The organism is Pseudomonas sp. BW16M2 (assembly GCF_014268865.1).
Taxonomy (GTDB): domain Bacteria; phylum Pseudomonadota; class Gammaproteobacteria; order Pseudomonadales; family Pseudomonadaceae; genus Aquipseudomonas; species Aquipseudomonas peradeniyensis.
This window is the reverse complement of the sequence record NZ_JABWRI010000022.1, coordinates 77634-98678: the sequence shown is the minus strand read 5'-3', so window position 1 is coordinate 98678 and position 21045 is coordinate 77634. Positions and strand designations below refer to the sequence as shown.

The window sequence follows — 21045 nt, the reverse complement described above, 5'->3', positions numbered from 1 at the left end:
GGGCAAGTCCAGGCAACATCACTGCCTGCCTAGGGCCCTATCGCGGGGCAAGCCCGCTCCCACGCTATTCTGTTATTGCAGGGGATCGCGTGGCGTCTTTCAACCCCGCGCCAACTCGGCCAGATGCGCCTTGGCCTCTTCGCTCTTTAGCACCAGTACATCGCTTTCCAGCGAGTCCAGCACCACTTCCGCGGTATTGCCGATCAGCGCCCCGGAGATCCCGGTCCGCGCCACGGTACCGACAATGGTCACCACGGCATCGAGCTTCTTCTCGGTATAGGGAATCAGCACATCCGCCGGCCCTTCGGCGATATGCAGGCGGTCATCGGTGATATCGAACTCCGCCTGGAACGCCAGACATGCCTCGCGATAGCGTTTCTCGATGGTCTCGGTGAGCTGGTAGACCGGATCCGCAGCCGACAGCATGGGCGAGGGGTGGGCACTGATCACGTGCAGCTCGCCCTTGGCCAGGCTGGCGATGTCATAGCCGTGGTCGATGATGCTGGCATGCAGCAGGCGATGGGCTTCGTCCTGGTTTCCGACATCCACGGCCGCCAGGATCTTGCCACCTGTCCATGGCCGCTCGCTCTTGACCATCAGCACCGCGCACGGGCATTCGCGCAGCAGTTTCCAGTCGCTGGGGGTGAGCAATGCCTTGCGCAGCGGATTGTCCGGCCGATGCTCCTTGATCACCAATTCGCAGCCTTCGGCTTGCTGCACATGGATGATCGATTTGTGCAGGTTGTCCTTCCAGTGCTGCTCGTGGGTGACACTGTCGTAACCATCGTCGTGCAGTTGGCTGCTGAGCAAGCTGAGCAGGGCGTCATGATCCTGCTTCTTGTCGCACATCAACAGATGCAGGCGCGCGCCGGTTACCCCGGCGATCAGCTTGGCCCGAGTCAAGGCACGGCTGTGGGCGTGCTCGGGGTCGAGGACGACAAGAATGCTGCGTACGGCTTGCATGGGCGTGAACTCCCTTCAGAATGGCGGCCAATGCCTGACTATAGACGGCGCTGCTCCCGCTGCCGCTTGATATGTATCAAGCATAGTCACTGGTACTCGGCACGGTCGCCGGTATAATCGCCGGTCCTGCCGATGTCCTGTGTGATTGTGAGTGCCATGTCCCTGATTCCCGAAATCGACGCCTTCCTCGGTTGCCGTACCCCTGATGCCTGGATCGAGGCGGCGCTGGCCGACCAGGAGACCCTGCTGATCGATCACAAGAACTGCGAGTTCAAGGCGGCCAGCACCGCGCTGAGCCTGATCGCCAAGTACAACACCCACCTCGACTTGATCAACATGATGTCGCGTCTGGCCCGCGAGGAACTGGTGCACCACGAACAGGTGCTGCGCCTGATGAAGCGCCGCGGCGTGCCGCTGCGTCCGGTTTCGGCCGGGCGCTATGCCTCGGGCTTGCGCCGGCTGGTGCGCGCCCATGAGCCGGTCAAGCTGGTGGATACCCTGGTGGTGGGGGCTTTCATCGAGGCGCGCAGCTGCGAGCGTTTCGCCGCCCTGGTGCCGCATCTGGACGAAGAACTCGGCACCTTCTACCACGGCCTGCTCAAGAGCGAGGCTCGGCACTACCAGGGCTATCTGAAGCTGGCTCACCAGTACGGTGACGAAGCGGATATCGCCCGGGTGGTGGAGCAGGTGCGCGAGGCGGAGGCCGGGCTGATTACCTCACCCGACCAGGAGCTGCGCTTCCACAGCGGGATTCCGATGGCGCAAGCGGCCTGAGCTATTGCCGGCGGCCGAGCAGCAACCCGACCACCAGGCCAAAGCCCGCCGAGATCGCCACGGTCTGCCAGGGGTGGCCCCCGATGTATTCCTGGGTCGCCTCGACCGCGGGCTGCGCCTTACGGCCCAGCCGACCGGTGGCGTCGCGGGCCTGCCGCAGTTTCAGGCCGAGCTGCGCGCGCAGGCCTTCTGCTTCCTCTCCCACCAGCGACGCACTGTCGCTGAGCAGTTTCTCGGACTCCTCGATCAAGGCCTGCAGCTCACTGAACACCTGATCCTTGATCTGGTCGTTGTTGGCTTGCGTGGCGGTTTTCCTGGCCATGTACACATCCTCGTGAAGGGTTGGGCGTTGAACAGTGGATGCCACGGCGCCGGGAAAGTTGCAGCGGCGTACCGATGGCGCGTCGCTACAGTGTAAGATAGCGCCCATTTTCCAGCGGCAGGTAATACCCCCATGAGTTTCAATCTGGCCAACATGAGCTTCCAGGAACGGGCGCAGATCGAGGCAGAGAAGGCCCGTTTGTTCGAGTACTGGCAGAACAACCTGGGCAAGGCCAAGGGCGAGGCCGCACGGCTGATCGCGGAGAAGCCGCGGCGCAAGGGCAAGTGGGCCGAATGGGTACGCGCCGAGCTCGACGGCATGTCGCCGGTGGAATTCAACCAGCTGGTACGCAGTGAAGTGAACAAGATGATGGCCGCCGCCAGCGCCAACCGCTGAGTCAGGCGGACACTCCCGGTACGGCGGCGCGCACCATTCGGCTTTCTTCTGACAGGAGTCCCCAAGATGCCAAGATCCATCGTTGCCGCCCTGCAGATCGGCTCGCTGCCTGCAGGCAAGGCCGCCACCCTGGAACAGATCCTCGGCTACGAGCAGGCCATCGGCGAGGCCGGCGCCAGCCTGGTGGTGATGCCCGAGGCGTTGCTCGGCGGCTACCCGAAAGGCGAGGGCTTCGGTACCCAGCTCGGCTATCGCCTGCCCGAAGGGCGTGAAGCCTTCGCCCGCTATTTTGCCAACGCCATCGATGTACCGGGTGCCGAGACCGAGGCGCTGGCCGGACTGTCGGCGCGCACCGGGGCGAGCCTGGTGCTCGGCGTGATCGAGCGCAGCGGCAACACCCTGTACTGCACCGTGCTGTTTTTCGAGCCTGAAGGCGGCCTGGTGGCCAAGCACCGCAAGCTGATGCCCACCGGCACCGAGCGGCTGATCTGGGGCAAGGGCGATGGCTCCACACTGCCGGTGGTGGAGGGCCGCGCCGGACGCATCGGCGCCGCGGTGTGCTGGGAGAACTACATGCCGCTGCTGCGCACTGCGATGTACGCCAAAGGCGTGCAACTGTGGTGCGCGCCGACGGTGGACGAGCGCGAGCTGTGGCAGGTCAGCATGCGCCATGTCGCCGCCGAAGGGCGTTGTTTCGTCATCAGTGCCTGCCAGGTGCAGGACTCACCGGCGGCGCTGGGCCTTGAGGTGGCCAACTGGCCGGCCGACCGGCCGTTGATCAATGGTGGTAGTGTGATCGTCGGCCCCCTCGGCGAGGTACTGGCCGGGCCACTGGTGGGCGAACGTGGGCTGCTCTGCGCCGAGGTCGATACCGACGAGCTGGTGGGTGCGCGCTACGACTTCGATGTGGTCGGCCACTATGCGCGGCCGGATGTGTTCGAGCTCAGCGTGGACGAGCGTCCGCGTCCCGGCGTGCGCTTTGTCGGTCCAGCCACTGCTGGCGAGTGATCTCCCAGACCTCCTGCGGCAGGCGACCACTGACGAAGTCGCCTTGCCCGATACGCAGCAGGTGCATGCCGCCGCGTTGCGAAATACGCCGGGAGGCTTCGTTGGGCACCGCCTTGGGCACGCGCATCACCTCGCGGCCCAGGGTCAGGAACCAGAACGCGTCGATCATCTCGCAGGCCTCGGTGATATAGCCCTGGCCCTGCCAGGCGGGCGCCATCCAGAAGCCGCGATGGTTGTCCGGCAGGTCCATCAGGCTGATGCTGCCGATCAGTTGCTCCGGCTGCGTCAGCAGGCGGATCGACCAGTGCCACTCGCGGCCCGCGGCCATGGCCGGCAGGCAGGCGTCACGCAGATAGCTCAATGCGCCATCCGGCGGATAAGGCCAAGGCACCTTGGCGTTGAGGTAGCGCACCACCTCCCACTGCGGGAAAAGCTGCTGGATGGCCTCGGCGTCACTCAGTTGCAGGGGGCGCAGCAAGAGCCGGGCGGTTTTCAGTTCGGGTGTGGGGGGCATCGGTAGTTCCTTTACCTGTACAACCTTACTACCAAGTGCTGCCCATGGCGGCGGGCAGGTCGAGTTTGCCTTTGTCGGTGAAGCGCACGGTGCCCAGCGGGCCGCTCGCCAGTTTGCCGCGCAAGACATAGGGCAGGCCCTGCAGGGACTCGATCCGGCTCAGGCCGTAGGCCTGGCGCAGGAAGGCGAAGGCGGTGATGCTCACCGGCACCACGATCACCGCCTCGTCGTAACGACCGATATGTCCGCGCTGGTCGCTCACGCCGGCGGCCAAGGGCTGGTCGTTGACTTCCAGGTTGAGGGCAATGCCGTTGAAATCCACCGGGGTTTCGTTGGGGTTCTGCACGCGGATCTTCACCGCCATGCGCAGCTCCAGGTCCTGGCCGGGCAGGGGATCGATGCCGATCACGCTGATAGTCAGCGGGTCACGGCCCTGGAACAGGGCGCAGGCATTCAGGCCAAGGGTCAGCAGCAAAATCAGGCAGGCGCGGGCATACATGGTGATAGAGGCTCGGGACACGGGCGAGTCCTCAGTGTGGCAAATGCGTGGCGGCGCAATCAAGGAATGTGCGGTTCCTGTGGGAGCGGGCTTGCCTGCGACGGAGCGCAGATCGGCCCGATTCAAATGAATATACTGCGCAGATCCTCCATGAACGCCTGCTGCGCTTCACCGGGCTCCTGCCCACGGTGCCGCGCCAAGGTGAACGGCACCACGAAATCCAGTGTAGGGTCCAGTGCCCGCAACAGTCCCTGGGCTTCCCAAGGCGCGGCGCAGTGGCGGGGCAGGTAGCCGATATGCCGGCCCGACAGGATCAACGTCAGCGCACTGTCGATCTGTTCCGCCACCGCTAGGCTGTGGCGGCTCTGGAAGGGTTCACCCTGCTTGAGAAAGCGATAGGGATGACAGACCTGGTCGGCCTCCAGCAATTGCTCGCGACTGATCCGGGCCTGGTCGAACAGTTCATGCCCCTGGCCACAGTAGAGTCGCTGGCGTTCCTCGAACAACGGCAGGTAATCGAACGCCGCCTGGTTGCCGGAAAAGTAGCTGATGGCGCAGTCCAGGCGCTGCTCCAGCAACAGCCGCTCAAGCTCGGCGGGTGGCGCACTAGTCAGTTCAAAGCGCACCTGCTCGTCACGTTGGCGAAACCGGGCGATGGCCCGGGCCAGGCGCAAGGTGACCTCGCGGTCCTGGTTCTCGGCCAGGCCGATGCGCAACGTGCCGAGCAGGCGTCCGGCCACGCCGTTGGCCTGCTGGCGGAACTGCTCGATCTGCAGCAGCAGGCCGCGGGTCGCCTGGAGCAGCAGCTGGCCTTTCTCGGTCAGCCGGAAACCGCCCTTGCCACGGCTGCACAGGCGATAGCCCAGGCGGGTCTCGAGCCTGGCCATCTGCTGGCTGATGCTGGGCTGGCTGAGCCCCAGCACGCCCTGGGCGGCGCTGAAGCCGCCGGCCTCGACTACAGTGACGAACAGCCGCAGCAGGTGCAGGTCGGGGTCGTGCAGTTGTCCGAGCATCACATTGGTCCTGATGAATGTCAGCTTTGAATAGTTGTCATTTTTACAATGTAACCCGGCAGGCATGCTGGCGGCATCCACCCCCACGCCGAGGTGCCCGCCATGCGTCGAACGTTGTGCCTGCTTTCATTGCTGATCGCCCTGCCGCTGCAGGCCGAGGAGAAGGTCGTCAACCTGTACAGCTGGGCCGACTATGTCGCCCCGCAAACCCTGGCGCGGTTCGAGCAGGAGACCGGCTACAAGGTCCGCTACGACACCTTCGACACCACCGAGGTGCTGGAGACCAAGCTGCTGACCGGCGGCAGTGGCTACGACGTAGTGGTGCCGTCGGCCACGGTGCTGGCCCGGGCGCTCAAGGCCGGCGCCTTGCAGCCGCTCGAGGCGCAGGCGCTGCCCGGCTATGCCAACCTCGACCCGGACCTGCTGGCCAAGCTGGCCGAAGCCGACCCCGGCAACCGCCACGCCGTGCCGTACACCTGGGGCACGCTGGGGTTGGGGGTGAATGTCGAGGCCGTGCGCCAGCGCCTCGGTGACGTGCCGCTGGACAGCCTCGACCTGCTGTTCAAGCCCGAATACGCCAGCCGCCTGAAGGACTGCGGAATCGCCATGCCGGACTCGCCCCAGGAGGTGATCGGCCTGACCCTCAACTACCTGGGCAAGGACCCGTACAGCCAGAGCAAGGCCGATCTGGACGCTGCCCAGGCGTTGTTGCAGCAGTTGCAGCCCTCGATCAGCTACGTGGCCAACGGTCGCCAGATCAACGACCTGGCCAACGGCAGCGTGTGCCTGGCGCTGACCTACAACGGCGACGCGGCCATGGCCGCCGACCAGGCCCGCCGCGCCGGCAAGCCGTTCGAGCTGATCTACCGCATCCCCCGCGAGGGCACGCTGGTCTGGCAGGACAACCTGGTGATTCCCAAGGACGCGCCGCACCCTGAGGCGGCCCGCGCCTTCATCGCCTTCATGCTGCGCCCCGAATCGGTGGCGGCACTGACCAACACGCTGTTCTTCGCCAACGCCAACCAGGCCGCCACGCCGCTGGTGGATGCGGCGATCCGCAACGACCCGGACATCTACCCGCCGGCCGAGGTGCGCCAGCGCCTGTTCGCCGACCGCAGCATGGCGTTGTCCGACCTGCGCCAGCGCAACCGCCTGTGGACCGCCTTCCGCAGCCGCCAGTGAACAACAACGACAGGAGACAGACCGTGGACCTCGCCCAGGACAACGACCAGGCCATGACCCGTGACAGCCTCTACGGCACCGCCGCCGAGAGCACCTATGCCGGTATCACCAGTTTTTCCCGGCGCCGCTACAGCCGCGACCTGCGCGGTGTCGACGTGGTGGTCAGCGGTGTGCCGTTCGACACCGCCACCAGCAACCGCCCCGGTGCGCGCTTCGGCCCGCGGGCGATCCGCGCCGCCTCGGTACAGCAGGCCTGGGCAAGGCACTGGCCCTGGGCGTTCGACCCGTTCGACCACCTGGCGGTGATCGACTACGGCGACTGCGCCTTCGACAGCGGCACGCCCGCGTCGGTGCCGGACAGCATCGAGGCGCACGCCGAGCACATCCTCGAGGCCGGCTGCGCCATGCTCACCCTGGGCGGCGACCACTTCATCAGCTATCCGCTGCTAAAGGCTCATGCCCGCCGGCATGGCCCGCTGGCACTGGTCCACTTCGACGCCCACAGCGACACTTGGCCAGACGAGGAGGGCAAGCGCATCGACCACGGCACCATGTTCTGGCACGCGGCGCGCGAAGGCCTGGTGGACCCGGCGCACTCGGTGCAGATCGGCCTGCGCACCACCAATGACGACAGCCAGGGATTCGCCATCCTCGATGCCCGCCAGGTGCATCGCCAGGGCACCGAGGCGATCATCGCGGCGATCCGTCAGCGGGTGGGGGAGCGGCCGGTGTACCTGACCTTCGATATCGACTGCCTGGACCCGGCCTTCGCGCCCGGCACCGGCACGCCGGTATGCGGGGGGCTGAGCACGGTGCAGGCGCTGGAGATCCTCGGCGGCTTGCGCGGAATCAACCTGGTGGGCATGGACCTGGTGGAGGTGGCACCGGCCTATGACCATGCCGACATCACCGCGTTGGCCGGGGCGACGCTGGCGATGGAGATGTTGTGCCTGTATGCGGCGCGGCACAAGGTGGACAAAGCCGGCTGACACCGGGGCTGCATGGCCGCCCCAGGGGGCCATACTGAAACATCAGGACCCATATTCATCCTTTTGCGTCGAACCCTGCGCGCTTTAGGCTATCCAACCCTGGAGCGCGCCTTTTCGTACCGGAGGTGAAGCATGAACCCCACCCTGCCAATCCTGGGCCTCGGCCTGTTGCTGGCCATGCCGCTCCAGGCTGCGCCCCTGCCGGCGCCGTTGCTCGCTGCCAACGACAGCAACAATCCGTACAACAGCCCGATCATGCGTGCCAACCCCAACAGCCGCCAGGGCAGCGTACCCGCCACGCCGCCGGTGCGCGGCCCGTCCACGCAGCCCAACCCGCGCCCGCCAACCCTCGACAACCGGGGTATCGGCAATGGCGACAACCTGCGCCGCGAGCAGCACACCCCGAACCTGGAACCCACCCGGCCACCACGCGATTCGCTGCGCGTGCCGTGAGCCTTATCGAAGGAATCGAGCATGACGCCACGTACCTGGTTGACCACCCTGGCCGCCGCCGGCCTGTTTCCGCTGTTGGCCCAGGCGGCCGCCGAGCAGCAATTTCCCAGTGAAGAGGGGCAACTGACCGTCAGCACCGTCGCCGACGGCCTGCGCAATCCCTGGGCCCTGGCCTTCCTGCCGGGTGGCAAGGACATGCTGGTGAGCGAACGCCCCGGCAATCTGCGCATCGTCAGCGCCGAGGGCAAGGTCGGCCCGCCATTGTCCGGCGTGCCCAAGGTGTGGGCCGAAGGCCAGGGTGGCCTGCTCGACGTGGTGCTGTCGCCGGACTTCGCCAAGGACCGAACGGTCTATCTGTCATTCGCCGAGGAAGGCCCCGACGGCAAGGCGGGAACTGCGGTCGGCCGTGGCCAGCTGTCCCAGGACCGAGCCCGTCTGGAAAACTTCACGGTGATTTTCCGCCAGCAGCCCAAGCTCTCCGAAGGCAATCATTTCGGTTCGCGGCTGGTGTTCGACCGCGACGGTTACCTGTTCATCGCCCTGGGCGAGAACAACCAGCGGCCCACCGCCCAGGACCTGGACAAGCTGCAGGGCAAGATCGTGCGCATCCTGCCCGATGGCGAGGTGCCCAGGGACAACCCCTTCGTCGGCCGCGACAATGTGCGTCCGGAAATCTGGTCGTTCGGCCACCGCAACCAGCAGGGCGCGGCGTTGAACCCCTGGACCGGCCAGCTGTGGACCCACGAGCACGGCCCCCGTGGCGGCGACGAGATCAACATTCCGAGGCCCGGCAAGAACTACGGTTGGCCGATCGCCACCCATGGCATCAATTACTCGATGCTGCCGATCCCGGAAGCCAAGGGCAAGCACGTCGAGGGCATGGTCGACCCGCATCATGTGTGGGAGAAGTCGCCAGGTATCAGCGGCATGGCGTTCTACGACAGCCCGACGTTCAAGGCGTGGGACCACAACCTGTTCATTGGCGCCCTGGCGACCCAGGAGTTGATTCGTTTGCAGCTCGATGGTGACAAGATCGTGCATGAAGAGCGCTTGTTGGGCGATCTCAAGGCGCGGATCCGTGATGTGCGGGTGGGACCGGATGGTTATGTGTATGTGCTGACCGATGCCAAGGACGGGGCATTGTTGAAGGTGGGATTGAAGGACGGTTGATGCCTGCGGGCTAGCCCGCCCCCACGCACTAGAGGGGCGAAAGTGTCGTACCATGGCCGGCATGACGCCAGAATCCCTCTACCAGCAAGCGCTCAGCGAACGCGGTTTCTTTCCTGACCCGGCCCAGGCGGCCGCCGTCACTGCATTGCAGGCCTGTTTCGACGCCCTGGCAAAGGGCACGCCGACCCAGGGTCTGTACCTCTGGGGCCCGGTCGGCCGTGGCAAGACCTGGTTGATGGACCTGTTCCACCGTTCATTACAGCTTTCGGCACGGCGCCAGCACTTCCACCACTTCATGGCCTGGGTCCACCAGCGCCTGTTCCAGCTCAACGGCACCGCCGACCCGCTCAAGGCCCTGGCCCGTGAGTTGGCCGGCGAGATCCGCGTGCTGTGTTTCGACGAGCTGTTCGTCAGCGATATCGGTGATGCGATCATCCTCGGCCGGTTGTTCCAGGTGCTGTTCGACCAGGGCGTGGTGATCGTCGCCACCTCCAACCAGCCCCCCGACCAGCTGTACCGCGACGGCTTCAACCGCGAGCGCTTCCTGCCGGCCATTGCCGCCATCGAGCAGCATATGCGCGTGCTGTCGGTGGCCGGGGAGCAGGACCATCGCCTGCACCCGGGGGCACGGCTGCAGCGCTACTGGGTGGCGCCATCGGGAGGTGGCGGGGCGCTGGCGGCGGTGTTCGACCAGTTGAGCCTGGATGATCCTGGCAGTGAGCAGGCCGTGCAGGTCGGTTCACGCCACGTGCGGGTCGTGCGCCACAGCCCCAGGGCGCTCTGGTGCCGATTTGCCGATCTGTGCGAGCAGCCCCTGGCCGCCATGGACTTCATGGCACTGTGCGACCGTTACCCGGCCATTCTGCTGAGTGATGTGCCGGCCCTGGGCGGCGTGCAGCAGGCCGGGCGTATCGCCCGTGGGACTGAAGATGGCGCGGCCCGCGTCGAGGCCGGAGACCGCGAACTGCCGACCCTGGCGCCCAAGGATGACAGCGTGCGGCGCTTCATCGCGCTGGTCGACGAGTGCTACGACCGTCGGGTCGCGTTGTACCTGGAGGCCGAGGTCCCGCTGGAAGCGCTCTACACTCAAGGGTATCTGGCGTTCCCGTACCAACGAACCCTGAGCCGGCTACGGGAGATGCAACTGCAACGCTTCGCCTGAAGGAGTCGACCATGGAGCCGCTGTCGCATCATCTGCTGACCCAGGCCTACAACAATGGCTGGGCCAACCACCGCCTGTACAAGGCTTGCCTGCAACTGACCCAGGACGAGTTCGTCGCCCCCCGCTGCAGCTTCTTCCCCTCGATCAAGGCCACCCTCAACCACCTGTTGACGGTGGACTGGTTCTACCTGGACGCGCTGGAGTGCGAGCAGCGTGGTGAAGCGCCCGATCTTGACGGCGAGCGCTTCTTCGTGCCTGAGCAACCTTTTGCCACGTGCACCGACCTGCACGCCCAGCAGGTTCAGGCCGATCAGCGACTGATCACCTATTGCCGGCAGTTGCATGACGACCAGCTCGGACGCTATGTCAGCATCGCGCGGCCTGAGCGGATGCAGCATGAGCCGCGCCTGCGCTTGCTGTCGCACCTGTTCGAGCACCAGATCCATCACCGCGGCCAGGTACATGCGATGCTCAGCGACACGGCGGTCAGGCCTCCGCAGTTGGATGAATTCTTCTGCGAGGAGGAGGCCTCGCTGCGCGCCGAGGACTTTGCCGCCCTGGGCTGGAGCGAGGCGCAGATCTGGGCGCAGCGCTGAACGCGGCTCAAGGCGTTTCGCTGTCGGCCAGGTCGTGGGCGGCCTGAACCAGCTGTTCCAGCTGGTGATGCACCATGGCGCGGTCCATTTGGGCCAGGGGCTGGCGGTTCCACAGCACGTGCATGCCCGTGAGCGGATCGACCCCGAGCATGGGCTTGCAGAGGTCCTGGCAGAACAGGTTCTGCTGGCCCCAGCCCACGCCATCGGTGGCGGGTAGTTCGATGAACATCAGCAACTGGTCGGCAGGGTGCTCGGTCACGTTGCACACATGGGTGCCTACCCGCAGGCTGATCACGGGCTCGAAGGCCACAGGGGGTTCCAGCTTCAAGGCCGCGTACAGCTGGGTCAGTGCATAGTCATAGTTCGTGCCTGGCATGGCGAATTCTCGTTGGAGGGGGCCGCCACGGTAACGACCGCGTCGCTTGCCCGACTATCGGAGGCTGTCGTCATTTTTTAGCTGTTGGCGGTCTCCCGCTTTCTGCTGTGCGCCAAGCTCGGCGAACTTCCTACAAACGATGGCGAAATGCCTCTGTCCATGCGAGGACAATCCCTGCGTTCAAGCGTGGGAGGGCATCGTAGCCTATGGCCATGACTACACCGGTTGAGCTTCGACGTGGTGTGTAAAGGGGCCTACGGGAAGTGAGCCTGGTGCGAGAGGGATTTCTCCAGTTGAGGACTGGTGTGTGCAAGGGCGGCAGTTGGATGTTGTCGGGGCGGGTTTTGCGTCCCAGGGTCTGGAAGGCTTCTACGCGATCATGGCCGGTGAGCTGGCCGTGCGCGAAAAAGACAACGTCATCGATCTACAGGCCGGCGAGCTGCTGTTCGTCAAACGTGGCACCTACCTGGTGGCGACCCGATGGCAGGCGTGCCAGGTGCTGTGGCTGCCGCTGGACGTGAATTTCGTGCAGGCGTTCATGCAGCGCCACGGCCAGGAACTGAGCCATCTCGAGCGCTGCGGCGAACCTGGTGTGAATACCTTGCGACTTCATCCCTGCACCTTGGCGCAGGAATGCGTGACCCGCCTGGCGGCGCTCGAAGGCGAGGGGACCTCGTCGATGCTGGCGATGCTGCGCCTGGAGGAGCTGCTGTTGCTGCTGGTGTTCGGGGCACAAGGGCGGACGCTGCTGGCGGCCCTGCGGCAACAGGGCAATCGCCATGTCGATCGGCTGCACGCCTTCATGGAGCAGCATTACCTGCGCGAGTGGCGCCTGGACCAGTACGCCGAGGCTTTCGGGCTGGGCCTGACGGCGTTCAAGAGCCTGTTCTGCTCCTTCTACAACTGCTCGCCACGCGCCTGGATCACCGAGCGCAGGATCGTCCATGCGCATCACCTGCTGCTGAACACGCGCATGAGCATTGTCGACATCGCCATGGAAAGCGGCTTTTCCAGCCAGTCGTATTTCAGCCAGAGCTACCGCCGGCGTTTCGGCTGTACGCCCAGTGACGCCCGCCGCTAGACATCCCCCTGAGCCCGAATGGACAAGACCTGCATGAACAGACTTGCAACGCAGTTGGCCCATCGCCTGGGCATGGCGCCCTGGCTGGCCGATGACGCTGGCGGCTACCACCTGTGCATCGATGGCCATGGCCTGCGGCTTGAACCGCGAGGCGCACAGCTGATGGTGCGCAGTTCGCTGGCGTCAGTGGTTGGGCAAGGTGCCGGTCTCGACCAGCAGGTCCTGCGGCGCCTGCTAGGCATGGTCACGGCGTGGGCCGCGCATTGCCCGCAGCGGTTGGCGCTGACGTCTGACGCAGAGTTGATGCTCGAGGCTTTGATCGACGTGTCACAGGGCGATGTCGACACCCTCGAACATGTGCTTGGGGTGCAGGTCGCCCTGCTGAAGCGTCTGTGTGCGCAACGTTTCGGTCCAGCACCTGTGATTGCCCGGGGAGCAAGCGTATGGCTGCCATGAGATCGCTTGCCACCGGTTTGGCAGCCCTGCTGGCCAGTCTTGTCGCCCAGGGCGAGCCGCTGGACTGGTCGGAAGAACCGTTCCACTACATCGCCCAGGGCGAGAACCTGCGTGACGTGCTGACCAATTTTGCCGCCAGCTATCAGGGTTCGGTGGTGGTCAGCGACAAGGTCAGGGACCAGGTCAGCGCCACCTTCGAGCAGCCGGACCCGCAGGCGTTTCTCGAGCAGGTCGCAGTGCTCTACAACCTGGCCTGGTACTACGACGGCGCGGTGCTGCATGTCGACAAGTCGAGCGAAGTGCAGACCCGGCTGATCCACCTGGACAAGGTGCGCGAACCGCAACTGCGCGCCGCGCTCCAGGAGGGTGGTGGCTGGACCTCACGCTTTGCCTGGCGTGCCGCGGCGGGTGGACGGCTGGTGTATGCCTCGGGGCCACCGCGTTACCTGGATCGGGTCGAGCAGACCGTCAAGGCCCTGGAGCAGCAGGCGAGCCTGCAGGATGAACTGGGTGGCAGCCTGAGCGTCGAGGTGATCCCGCTGCGGCATGCGGTGGCCGTGGACCGCGAGATCGACTATCGCGACCAGAAGGTGGCGGTACCAGGCGTGGCCACGCTCCTTTCCCGGGTGCTGACCGATGCCAATGTGGTGGCGGTCGACGGCCAGTCCGTGAGAGAGGGCGCGCCCGTGCGTGCCGGCCGGGCCGTGGTCCAGGCCGAACCGTCGCTCAATGCCATCATCGTGCGTGATCACGCCGAGCGCCTGCCCATGTACCGGCGCCTGGTCATGGCGCTGGACCGGCCGGCGGCGCGGATCGAAGTAGGTCTGACGATCCTCGATATCAACGCCGAACACCTGGATGAGCTTGGCGTGGAATGGCAGTTTGGAATCGGCAAGCATCAACTGATGGACATCCGTACCCAAGCGGGATTGGCGCAAACCACGTTATCCGGCAGTTTGGTCGATAGTAGCGGCTTGAACCGGCTACTGGCCAAGGTGACCCTGATGCAGGGCCAAGGCCATGCCCAGGTGGTGTCGCGACCGACCTTGCTGACCCAGGAAAACACCCTGGCGGTGATCGATCATAGCGAAACCTACTATGTGCGGGTGATGGGCGAGCGGGTGGCCGAGCTCAAGGCCATTACCTACGGCACCTTGCTGAAGATGACGCCGCGCCTGATCCGCAGCACGGATCGACCGGAAATCAGCCTGAGCCTGCATATCGAGGACGGCAGCCAGAAGCCCAACAGCACCGGGCCCGATGGTATTCCCACCATCAGCCGCACGGTTATCGACACGCTGGCCCGGGTCGATGTTGGACAAAGCCTGATGATCGGCGGCATCCATCGCGACGAGACGAGCGAAAGCATCCGCAAGGTCCCGTTGCTGGGTGACATTCCCTTCCTGGGCGCCTTGTTCCGCTATCAGTCGAGCAACACCCGGCGTTCGGTGCGGCTGTTCCTGATCGAGCCGAGGCTGATTGACCCCGGGCTTGGCGAGCGTGCCTGACATGACCTGGAAACTGCGGGTCTACAGCGGTTTGAATGCCGGCGCCGAGGTGTCCCTGATGCCTGGGCGGGTGGTCATCGGCACCGATCCGGGCCAGGCCGACCTGGTGCTGGCGGATGCGGGCATTGCCGCCACTCACCTGGTACTGATGGTCGAGGCCGGTGGCGTACGCCTGCTGGAGTGGGGTTCGAGCGAAGCACCCACCCAGGATGGACGGGAGGTGGCAGCGCAGGCCGAACTCCAGGCATTGGCGACTCAATGTTGCGGTCCGCTGCAGTGGGCCTTCTGCAATCAAGACGACATGTTCGCCGAGTGGCCTCCCGCGCAGCGTCCTCGGTCAGGCTTGCGCCACGGCTGGTTCATGGTGCCGGGTGCCGGGTTGCTTTTGCTGCTCGTGCTGCTCACGCGATTGTTGATTGCCGACGCTGAGGCACAGGACACGCCAACGGCGGTGGTAGCGCCCGTCGAGCGACCGTCCCAGCCCCAGGAGCAAGCCCGGACGCGGCTGGCGCAACTGCTGCGCGAATGGCGCCTGGAGGACACCTTGAGCGTGACTGACCAGGGACACACCCTGGTGCTGCACGGAGCGCTGCGCGAGCGCCAGGTTCAGAACTACCAGAACCTGCAGCGACAGTACCGCGAGGCATTCGGCGACCACCCATCGTTACGGTTGGTCAACGAGGGCAGGGCACCTGCACCCGCGAAACTCGATTTCCCTGTTCGAGGCGTCTCGCTGGGGCGTCAACCCTACGTGACGCTGACCGACAACCGCCGTTACCCAGTGGGAGCTCTGATGCCCTCCGGCATTCGCATTCTGGCGATCGATCGGCAGGCGATCACGCTGAGCAAGGGCGGCCGGAACTACCTGATCAACCTGAAGGAGAGACCGGCAGATGATGGATGAACTCATGCGGGAGGTGCGTGATCCGCGTAAGCAGGCGCGAATGTTCTCGGTGCTGGAGCACGCACGGCAGGCCTGTGCCAGGCAGTTGTCGGAGCCGCTGCCACCTCCCGAGTTCCAGGTATTGCACCAACAACTGGCGGCCCTTGTAGCAGCCTTGAAAATACTCGAGAAACTGGAGGAACACTGAAATGACGAACATCAGCAGCGGCTTCTACGACGGCACCAGCAACACCATGGACATGGTCCACGAGGGCATGGTCAAGCAGGCGCAGCAGGCCAACAAGGCGGTTCTCGACTCCCTGCAGAAGCTCAACGAGAAAAGTGACGATCCCGCGTTGCTGGCGGACATGCGGCATCGCTCGAATATCTGGTCGAACGTTTTCCAGGTCGACGCGACGCTGGGCCAGACCTTCAAGAACACCATCAGCAGCATTCTGCAGAAGTTCTGAGCATGAACCATTCCGTGAACAATCTGCTGGCTCGCCTGGGCCTGCTGGGTGTCGAGCATCGTCACCATGAAGAGGCGCTGTCCATTGCGCACTGGCTGGCTCGTGAGCCGGCGACGATGGAAGCCGCTTGTGCGATACGCATTGCCAGCCTGATGGGGCAGGGGCAGTGCGAGGAGGCGTTGGCGGAGGGCAACCAGGCGCCCTGGCCGTCCCTGGGGCCATGGCTGGCGCTGTGCGAGCGTCAGTTGGGCTACATGGCCGCGCTGGAACGGCGGCTTGAACGCATGACACAGAGCCAGGACCCTGATCTGGTCAGGTTCGCCGAGGGCATGCGCGCCCAGGTGGTGGCATGAATCCGCTGACCTCAATGCTGGTGTCCGCCGCGCAAGATGCACTGACCTCGTTGCCCGCCCACGCCGACCAACACGCCGCCCAATTCCAGGCAAGCCTGGTTGAACATCAGCACCGCGAGCAGGCGTCCTTGGCACTGACGCAACAAATGAACCTGCAGGTACTCGCCATGGCGATGGACCTGCTGAATGACTCCTTCACGGTAAAGGGCGAAGCATGAGTGGCATTGCCGAGGTATCCCTGATGGTCACCGATCTGCAATCCCTGTCGGCACCGGCTGTCGATGCCCGGCAGGTGGCCGAGTTCGAGCAGGCGTTGTCCGCTGCTGCCACTAGCCTTGAGGGCGGGCTGTTGCATCAGCTCGGGCAGATCAGCCAGCAACATGCACAGGCCAGGCAGGGCGCGCACGCCAACCTGGTCTCTGGCACAGGCGATCCCGTGGCGCTGATGGATGCTCATTGGGCGCTGATCCGCAGCAACCTGCAGGTGGAGTTGATCGCCAAGGGTGTGGGGCGCACCACGCAGAACATCGAAACCCTCATGAAAGCCCAGTAGGTGCCCTGTGAAAAGATCATGGCAGTGCATGCTGCTTCTGGCGGTGCTGGCACTGGGCGGCTGCCGGGTCGAGCTTTACCTCGGCCTCGGCCAGCGCGAGGCCAACGAGATGCTCGCGGTGCTGGACACCGAGGGCATCGCTGCGGTGAAGGCCCAGGACAAGGACGGCAAGGTGAAGATCCTGATCGACGAGGCCGATATCGGCCACGCGGTGGCGGCGCTCAAGCGCCAGGGCTATCCGCGGGAGATGTTCTCCACGGTCAATGACGTGTTCCCCCGGGACAGCCTGATCTCCTCGCCCTTGGAGGAACAGGCGCGGCTGACCTATGTGAAGTCCCAGGAGCTGTCGCGGACCCTGTCGGAGATCGATGGCGTGCTGGTGGCGCGGGTGCATGTGGTGTTGCCGGAACCCCGTGACGGCCTGCGTCCGCAAGCCGGTGCGGCGTCGGCGTCGATCTTCATCAAGCACGCGGCGGATGCGGCGCTGGACCTGTACATCGGGCAGATGAAGCAGCTGTTGAGCAACAGTATCGAAGGCCTGGACTACGAGCGTATCAGTGTGGTGCTGGTGCCGTCGAACCAGGCGCGTCAACCGCTGGCGGGCCTGCGCCATGTCACGCTGTTGTCGGTGCAGGTTCTGGAAGGCTCGCGCTGGCGCCTAGTGGCGCTGCTGGGCGTGCTGCTCGGGGTGCTGGTGCTGAGCAACCTGGCGCAGTACCTGTGGTGGCGTCAGCGAGCATGACCGAGTTCCAGTTTCGCTACTGCCCGGCGCACTACCTGCACTTGACCCATTGTCCCGAAGTGCTGGATCAGATGGCCCAGGCCTTGCCGTACTGGCGGGAGAGTCGCGAGGTCAACGGCTGGCTGATGTCGGTGCTGGAGCTGTGCGAGCCGTTCGACCTGCCAGAACGACTCGGTAGCCTGGCCCTTTTTTCGCAGCCGGCGTTGGCGCGGGTGTTGGCGAGTTTGGGTGGCCTGCTGCATGGGCAGGCTATCAAGCAGGTACTTGACCCTCCAGGTCAGACGCGGTTGCGCCAGGCGCTCGACTCGCAGGACCTTCGCTATTGCCTGGAAAAGTGGGCCCTGGTCATCGGCCCTTGGCCTGCCGGCTGGCAACAGGTATTGCCAGCCGGTGACCTGGATGCGTATCTGCCCGGTTGTGGCTTGGCATTCTGGCTGCAGGCATGCGGCGAGGTCGATCCAGGGTTCTCTCGGCGCCTGGCCCTGCGCCTGCCAGGCAGGACTGCTGTGCCAACTTGGCCGATGGACGATGAACAACGCGACCTGGCCCGAACCCTTTGCCTGAAAGTGGCCCGAGACAGGAGCCCGGAATGTTGCCATTTATTGAGTTAATCGATGCCCGGCCGTTGCTCGACCCGAGCCAGACCGTAGTGCGCAGCGCTGACTACCAGCGGTATCTCGATGCCGACGCATTGACCGAACATGCCCATCAGCGTGCCCGAGACATCGACGCCCGGGCCGATGCTGTGCTCGAGGAGCATCAGCGACTCGGGCGGGAGATCGGGTTGCAGACGGCCGCCGTCGAACAGGCGGCGTTGTTGCACCGGACGCATTTGCGTTGTGCCGAATTCTATCGTCGGGCCGACCGGCATATGAGCGAGGTGGTGCAGCAGGCGGTGTGCAAGGTGCTGGGCGAATACCCCGATATCGAGCTGACATTGGCCGCGACCCGTCAGGCGCTGGCGCGGGTCCAGCCACGGGAGGCACTGCTCCTGCACGTTGCTCCGGATCAGTTGGCTGAGGTTCGCCGGCGCTTCGATGAAGTACTGATGCTGTTTCCCGAGGCGGGGCCTGTCGAGATTCGCGCCGATGCCCGGCTTGCGCGAGGTGGTTGTCGCCTGGAGACCGAAGGTTGCGTGGTCGATGCCAGTATCGACGGGCAGTTGGCCGCGTTGCAGCGGGCGCTGACGCAACGGCACCTTGATGATGAGGCTGAAGCGCCATGAACGAAGCTGTGTTGGCCGCAGCCAAGCGGGCGATCCGCGATGATCAGGAGCGCGATGCGTTGCTCCAGGTGTTCTGGACACAGCTTCGCCAGCCTGCACGGACGCCTGCAGGGGATGGCGCAGATACCTTGCCTGTGCGCCGACCATTGCCGCAGCGAGGGATCCTGGTCTAGCTCTCCCATCTCCATTGTCCAGGACCTGTGGGAGCAACTGTCTTGCTCAATTTCTAGAGTCTGGCGCGATCCCTGTGGTTTGCGTTATCTACGCCATCTCTTCCTGCGCCTGCAACCAACGGATCACCTCGGCCACCGGCTGGATCAAATCGCCCGGAATGTACTGCTCCACCCGGCTGGCGGCGAACAGCGCCCGGGCCAGGGGAATACGTTCGAGCACCGGTATCCCTTCCTCTTCGGCAATCCGTCGAACCAACAGCGCCTGCTCGTCGGTGTACTTGAGGGTGACCAGCGGCAAAGGCGTTTCCCCGGGCCGATAGCGCAGGCCCACGGCGATATGGGTCGGATTGGCGACGATGACCGACGAGCGCCTGACATCCGCGCGCAGCGTGCCGTTCTGCATCTCGCGGTGGCGCTTGCGACGCTCGCGCTTGAGCTCCGGGGCCCCCTCCATTTCCTTGTGTTCACGCTTGACCTCCTCCTTGCTCATGCGCAGCTGTTTCAGATGCTGCCAACGCTCCAGGCCATAGTCGGCCGCCGAGATCGCCATGAAACCCACGGCGCAGACCCCGATCAGCTGGCCCATCAGGTTGCCCAGCAACGGCAGGATGCATTCGATGCCGCACGACGACACCCGCAGCAGCGTGCGCAGGTGGTCGCCGAGCAGGCCGAGCACCAGTGCGCCCAGCAGCAACACCTTGAGCGATGACTTGAGAAAGTCGAGCAGGTTTCTGACCGAGAAGATCCGCTTCATCCCCTCCAGCGGACTGACCTTCTTAAGGTCCGGTGCCAGCGACTGGCCGCTGAACACGAAGCCGGTCTGCAGCAGATTGCCGGCGAGGGCCGCCAGCACCGCCGTCAGCAGGAACGGCAGGGTGAGCCATAGCAATTCATGCAGCAGTTGCTCCAGCATCAGCTCCAGCGCCTGGCGAAAGGGCAGGTGGAGCAAGGGCGCGGGCAGCAGCATCAGCTCACCAAGGTGCCCGAGAAAGTAGTCGGGGAAAGCCATGGGCAAAGCAACCAGGCTCAGGATCAGCACCGTGGAGACCAGTTCCTTGCTTTTGGCCACCTGGCCGTTACTGCGTGCATCGCGCAGCTTCGCCCGTGTGGGCTGTTCGGTCTTTTCGCTGCTCATGGTTGCTCCAGCAACGGACCGAGCAGACGTACCTTGGCCAGCGCGATGAACACCTGATCCTCGGCCAGTGTCATCAGCAGGAACAGGTACGGCACCAGCAGCGCGCTGCAGACCAGGCTCTTGATCGGCATGGACAGGATGAACACGTTCAGCGACGGCGCGAAGCGGCTGACCAGGGCCAGGCCGAATTCGGCGAGGAACATGGCGATCAGCAACGGCGCGGCGAACAGTGCGCACAGGCGCAGCAGGTAGTCGAACTGGGCGAGGAAGAAGGTGTTCCACTGGCTGGCGATGTGCGGGTAGAAACTTGTCAGCGGCCAGCTGGCATAACTGCCCAGCAGCGCCCCCAGCAGCCCCAGGAAGGCGCCGCCGGTGAAGAACAGGGTAACCAGGGTCTGCGCCAGCAACGCGCCGGTGGGGCTGGTCTGGCTGCCCAGCAGCGGGTTGAGGGTGGAGGCCAGGGTGGCGCCGCGCTGGTTGTCGATGAGAAAGCCGCAGGCCTCCAGGGCCCAGAACGGGATGACCACCACAAAGCCGAGCAGCACGCCGAGCAGCACCTCCTTGCCGACCAGCAGCCCCAACTGCAACCCGTCCAGGTCGGCAGGCAGGGTGCCGGCCACGCAGGGGTAGATGAACAGCGCTAGCGAACAGGCCACGCCATTGCGCACCAGCGCGCCGCCCAGCACCTGCTTGCCGAGGATCGGCAGCATAAGGAAGCAGCCGAACAGCCGTGGCAGGATCAGGCTGAAGCCTAGCAACATCTGTTCAAGCGTCTGGACCGTCATCGCACCGAGGGAATCCGGTTGAGCACCAGATCGGTGTAGCGGTACAACTCGCCGCCCATCCAGTCGGCGGTGACGAACAGGGTGACGACCACCGCCACCAGCTTGGCGACAAAGCCGAGGGTCTGCTCCTGCACCTGGGTCAACGCCTGCACCAGGGAAACCAGGGTACCGACCAGCGCGGCCATCAGCACCGTCGGCAGCGACAGGACCAGCACCAGCCACAGCGACTGGCTGGCGAAGTGCAGGACTTCGGTACTGCCCATG

Annotated in this window: 30 protein-coding genes; 21 read left to right on the top strand and 9 right to left on the bottom strand. The window is 64.9% G+C overall.

All coding sequences use genetic code 11. The annotated features are described in order from the left end of the window. Positions 1-99: 99 nt before the first annotated feature. The gene (locus HU735_RS19075; RefSeq protein ID WP_050704888.1) at positions 100-963 is read right to left on the bottom strand and encodes a universal stress protein; all 864 of its coding nucleotides are present in this window, start codon (positions 961-963) and stop codon (positions 100-102) included. A gap of 156 nt (positions 964-1119) precedes the next feature. Here HU735_RS19075 and miaE point away from each other — a divergent pair, with 156 nt between their 5' ends. Continuing rightward, positions 1120-1737 carry a tRNA isopentenyl-2-thiomethyl-A-37 hydroxylase MiaE gene (gene miaE / locus HU735_RS19070; RefSeq protein ID WP_050704889.1) on the top strand — a complete coding sequence of 206 codons (618 nt, stop codon included), beginning with the start codon at positions 1120-1122 and terminating at the stop codon, positions 1735-1737. A gap of 1 nt (position 1738) precedes the next feature. On the opposite strand, the gene HU735_RS19065 is transcribed toward miaE, so the two are convergent. Further along, entirely contained in the window at positions 1739-2059 is a 321-nt protein-coding gene (locus HU735_RS19065) for a DUF883 family protein (protein ID WP_186714772.1), read from the bottom strand. A 132-nt stretch (positions 2060-2191) separates the two neighbouring features. Between HU735_RS19065 and HU735_RS19060 the strand changes: the two genes are divergently transcribed. Continuing rightward, a complete protein-coding gene (locus tag HU735_RS19060; RefSeq protein ID WP_050704891.1) occupies positions 2192-2455 on the top strand; it encodes a hypothetical protein in 264 nt (87 codons plus the stop codon). Positions 2456-2521: 66 nt separating this feature from the next. Further along, positions 2522-3463: a carbon-nitrogen hydrolase family protein gene (locus HU735_RS19055; protein ID WP_186714771.1), complete on the top strand. Its 942-nt coding sequence runs from the start codon at positions 2522-2524 to the stop codon at positions 3461-3463. On the opposite strand, the gene HU735_RS19050 is transcribed toward HU735_RS19055, so the two are convergent. The 3 genes from HU735_RS19050 to HU735_RS19040 all read right to left on the bottom strand — a co-directional run bounded on the left by HU735_RS19050 (position 3399) and on the right by HU735_RS19040 (position 5489). Continuing rightward, a complete protein-coding gene (locus HU735_RS19050) occupies positions 3399-3977 on the bottom strand; it encodes a GNAT family N-acetyltransferase (RefSeq protein ID WP_186714770.1) in 579 nt (192 codons plus the stop codon). The genes HU735_RS19055 and HU735_RS19050 overlap by 65 nt on opposite strands. 28 nt (positions 3978-4005) lie before the next feature. After that, positions 4006-4476, bottom strand: coding sequence for an LEA type 2 family protein (locus tag HU735_RS19045; RefSeq protein WP_186714775.1), 471 nt, complete (start codon positions 4474-4476; stop codon positions 4006-4008). A 122-nt stretch (positions 4477-4598) separates the two neighbouring features. Further along, entirely contained in the window at positions 4599-5489 is an 891-nt protein-coding gene (locus tag HU735_RS19040; protein ID WP_186714769.1) for a LysR family transcriptional regulator, read from the bottom strand. A 102-nt stretch (positions 5490-5591) separates the two neighbouring features. Between HU735_RS19040 and HU735_RS19035 the strand changes: the two genes are divergently transcribed. From HU735_RS19035 to HU735_RS19010, 6 genes are all read left to right on the top strand, one after another. Continuing rightward, positions 5592-6671 (top strand): extracellular solute-binding protein, encoded by a 1080-nt coding sequence (locus tag HU735_RS19035; RefSeq protein WP_186714768.1) that lies wholly within the window; start codon positions 5592-5594, stop codon positions 6669-6671. A 23-nt stretch (positions 6672-6694) separates the two neighbouring features. After that, entirely contained in the window at positions 6695-7660 is a 966-nt protein-coding gene (gene speB, locus HU735_RS19030; protein WP_186714767.1) for an agmatinase, read from the top strand. A gap of 132 nt (positions 7661-7792) precedes the next feature. After that, entirely contained in the window at positions 7793-8113 is a 321-nt protein-coding gene (locus HU735_RS19025) for a hypothetical protein (protein WP_186714766.1), read from the top strand. Positions 8114-8134: 21 nt separating this feature from the next. Further along, positions 8135-9283, top strand: coding sequence for a PQQ-dependent sugar dehydrogenase (locus HU735_RS19020; RefSeq protein ID WP_186714765.1), 1149 nt, complete (start codon positions 8135-8137; stop codon positions 9281-9283). Positions 9284-9344: 61 nt separating this feature from the next. Continuing rightward, positions 9345-10445, top strand: a complete 1101-nt coding sequence (zapE, locus tag HU735_RS19015) for a cell division protein ZapE (RefSeq protein ID WP_186714764.1) — start codon at positions 9345-9347, stop codon at positions 10443-10445. An 11-nt stretch (positions 10446-10456) separates the two neighbouring features. After that, positions 10457-11041, top strand: a complete 585-nt coding sequence (locus HU735_RS19010) for a DinB family protein (RefSeq protein ID WP_186714763.1) — start codon at positions 10457-10459, stop codon at positions 11039-11041. 7 nt (positions 11042-11048) lie between these two features. On the opposite strand, the gene HU735_RS19005 is transcribed toward HU735_RS19010, so the two are convergent. Next, positions 11049-11417, bottom strand: coding sequence for a CesT family type III secretion system chaperone (locus HU735_RS19005; RefSeq protein WP_186714762.1), 369 nt, complete (start codon positions 11415-11417; stop codon positions 11049-11051). 307 nt (positions 11418-11724) lie between these two features. On the opposite strand from HU735_RS19005, the gene HU735_RS27400 reads away from it, so the two are divergent. Genes HU735_RS27400 through HU735_RS18945 form a run of 12 tightly spaced genes read left to right on the top strand, consistent with a single transcriptional unit; the run spans position 11725 to position 18688 of the window. Continuing rightward, the gene (locus HU735_RS27400; RefSeq protein WP_186714761.1) at positions 11725-12498 is read left to right on the top strand and encodes an AraC family transcriptional regulator; all 774 of its coding nucleotides are present in this window, start codon (positions 11725-11727) and stop codon (positions 12496-12498) included. Between the two features lie 33 nt (positions 12499-12531). Next, entirely contained in the window at positions 12532-12954 is a 423-nt protein-coding gene (locus HU735_RS18995) for a CesT family type III secretion system chaperone (protein ID WP_186714760.1), read from the top strand. Beyond that, positions 12942-14462 carry a type III secretion system outer membrane ring subunit SctC gene (gene sctC / locus HU735_RS18990; protein ID WP_186714759.1) on the top strand — a complete coding sequence of 507 codons (1521 nt, stop codon included), beginning with the start codon at positions 12942-12944 and terminating at the stop codon, positions 14460-14462. Before HU735_RS18995 ends, sctC begins: the two co-directional genes overlap by 13 nt. Position 14463: 1 nt before the next feature. Continuing rightward, the gene (gene sctD / locus HU735_RS27310) at positions 14464-15366 is read left to right on the top strand and encodes a type III secretion system inner membrane ring subunit SctD (protein ID WP_186714758.1); all 903 of its coding nucleotides are present in this window, start codon (positions 14464-14466) and stop codon (positions 15364-15366) included. Continuing rightward, positions 15356-15553 (top strand): EscE/YscE/SsaE family type III secretion system needle protein co-chaperone, encoded by a 198-nt coding sequence (locus HU735_RS18980; protein ID WP_186714757.1) that lies wholly within the window; start codon positions 15356-15358, stop codon positions 15551-15553. Before sctD ends, HU735_RS18980 begins: the two co-directional genes overlap by 11 nt. A 1-nt stretch (position 15554) precedes the next feature. After that, positions 15555-15815: an EscF/YscF/HrpA family type III secretion system needle major subunit gene (locus tag HU735_RS18975; protein ID WP_186714756.1), complete on the top strand. Its 261-nt coding sequence runs from the start codon at positions 15555-15557 to the stop codon at positions 15813-15815. A 2-nt stretch (positions 15816-15817) separates the two neighbouring features. Next, positions 15818-16168, top strand: a complete 351-nt coding sequence (locus HU735_RS18970) for a YscG family type III secretion system chaperone (RefSeq protein WP_186714755.1) — start codon at positions 15818-15820, stop codon at positions 16166-16168. Then, positions 16165-16386, top strand: a complete 222-nt coding sequence (locus tag HU735_RS18965; RefSeq protein WP_186714754.1) for a hypothetical protein — start codon at positions 16165-16167, stop codon at positions 16384-16386. The genes HU735_RS18970 and HU735_RS18965 overlap by 4 nt, the downstream gene beginning before the upstream one ends. Next, on the top strand, positions 16383-16721 hold the full coding sequence (gene sctI / locus HU735_RS18960; RefSeq protein ID WP_186714753.1) for a type III secretion system inner rod subunit SctI: 339 nt from the start codon (positions 16383-16385) through the stop codon (positions 16719-16721). Before HU735_RS18965 ends, sctI begins: the two co-directional genes overlap by 4 nt. 28 nt (positions 16722-16749) lie before the next feature. Then, entirely contained in the window at positions 16750-17463 is a 714-nt protein-coding gene (sctJ, locus tag HU735_RS18955) for a type III secretion inner membrane ring lipoprotein SctJ (RefSeq protein ID WP_186714752.1), read from the top strand. After that, the gene (locus HU735_RS18950; protein WP_186714751.1) at positions 17460-18074 is read left to right on the top strand and encodes a SctK family type III secretion system sorting platform protein; all 615 of its coding nucleotides are present in this window, start codon (positions 17460-17462) and stop codon (positions 18072-18074) included. Before sctJ ends, HU735_RS18950 begins: the two co-directional genes overlap by 4 nt. Then, a complete protein-coding gene (locus tag HU735_RS18945) occupies positions 18053-18688 on the top strand; it encodes an HrpE/YscL family type III secretion apparatus protein (RefSeq protein WP_186714750.1) in 636 nt (211 codons plus the stop codon). The genes HU735_RS18950 and HU735_RS18945 overlap by 22 nt, the downstream gene beginning before the upstream one ends. A 261-nt stretch (positions 18689-18949) precedes the next feature. On the opposite strand, the gene sctU is transcribed toward HU735_RS18945, so the two are convergent. Genes sctU through sctS form a run of 3 tightly spaced genes read right to left on the bottom strand, consistent with a single transcriptional unit; the run spans position 18950 to position 21044 of the window. Further along, positions 18950-19996 (bottom strand): type III secretion system export apparatus subunit SctU, encoded by a 1047-nt coding sequence (sctU, locus tag HU735_RS18940; RefSeq protein ID WP_186714749.1) that lies wholly within the window; start codon positions 19994-19996, stop codon positions 18950-18952. Further along, positions 19993-20781 (bottom strand): type III secretion system export apparatus subunit SctT, encoded by a 789-nt coding sequence (gene sctT / locus HU735_RS18935; RefSeq protein ID WP_186714748.1) that lies wholly within the window; start codon positions 20779-20781, stop codon positions 19993-19995. The genes sctU and sctT overlap by 4 nt, the downstream gene beginning before the upstream one ends. Next, on the bottom strand, positions 20778-21044 hold the full coding sequence (sctS, locus tag HU735_RS18930; RefSeq protein ID WP_050704915.1) for a type III secretion system export apparatus subunit SctS: 267 nt from the start codon (positions 21042-21044) through the stop codon (positions 20778-20780). Before sctS ends, sctT begins: the two co-directional genes overlap by 4 nt. Position 21045 lies beyond the last annotated feature (1 nt).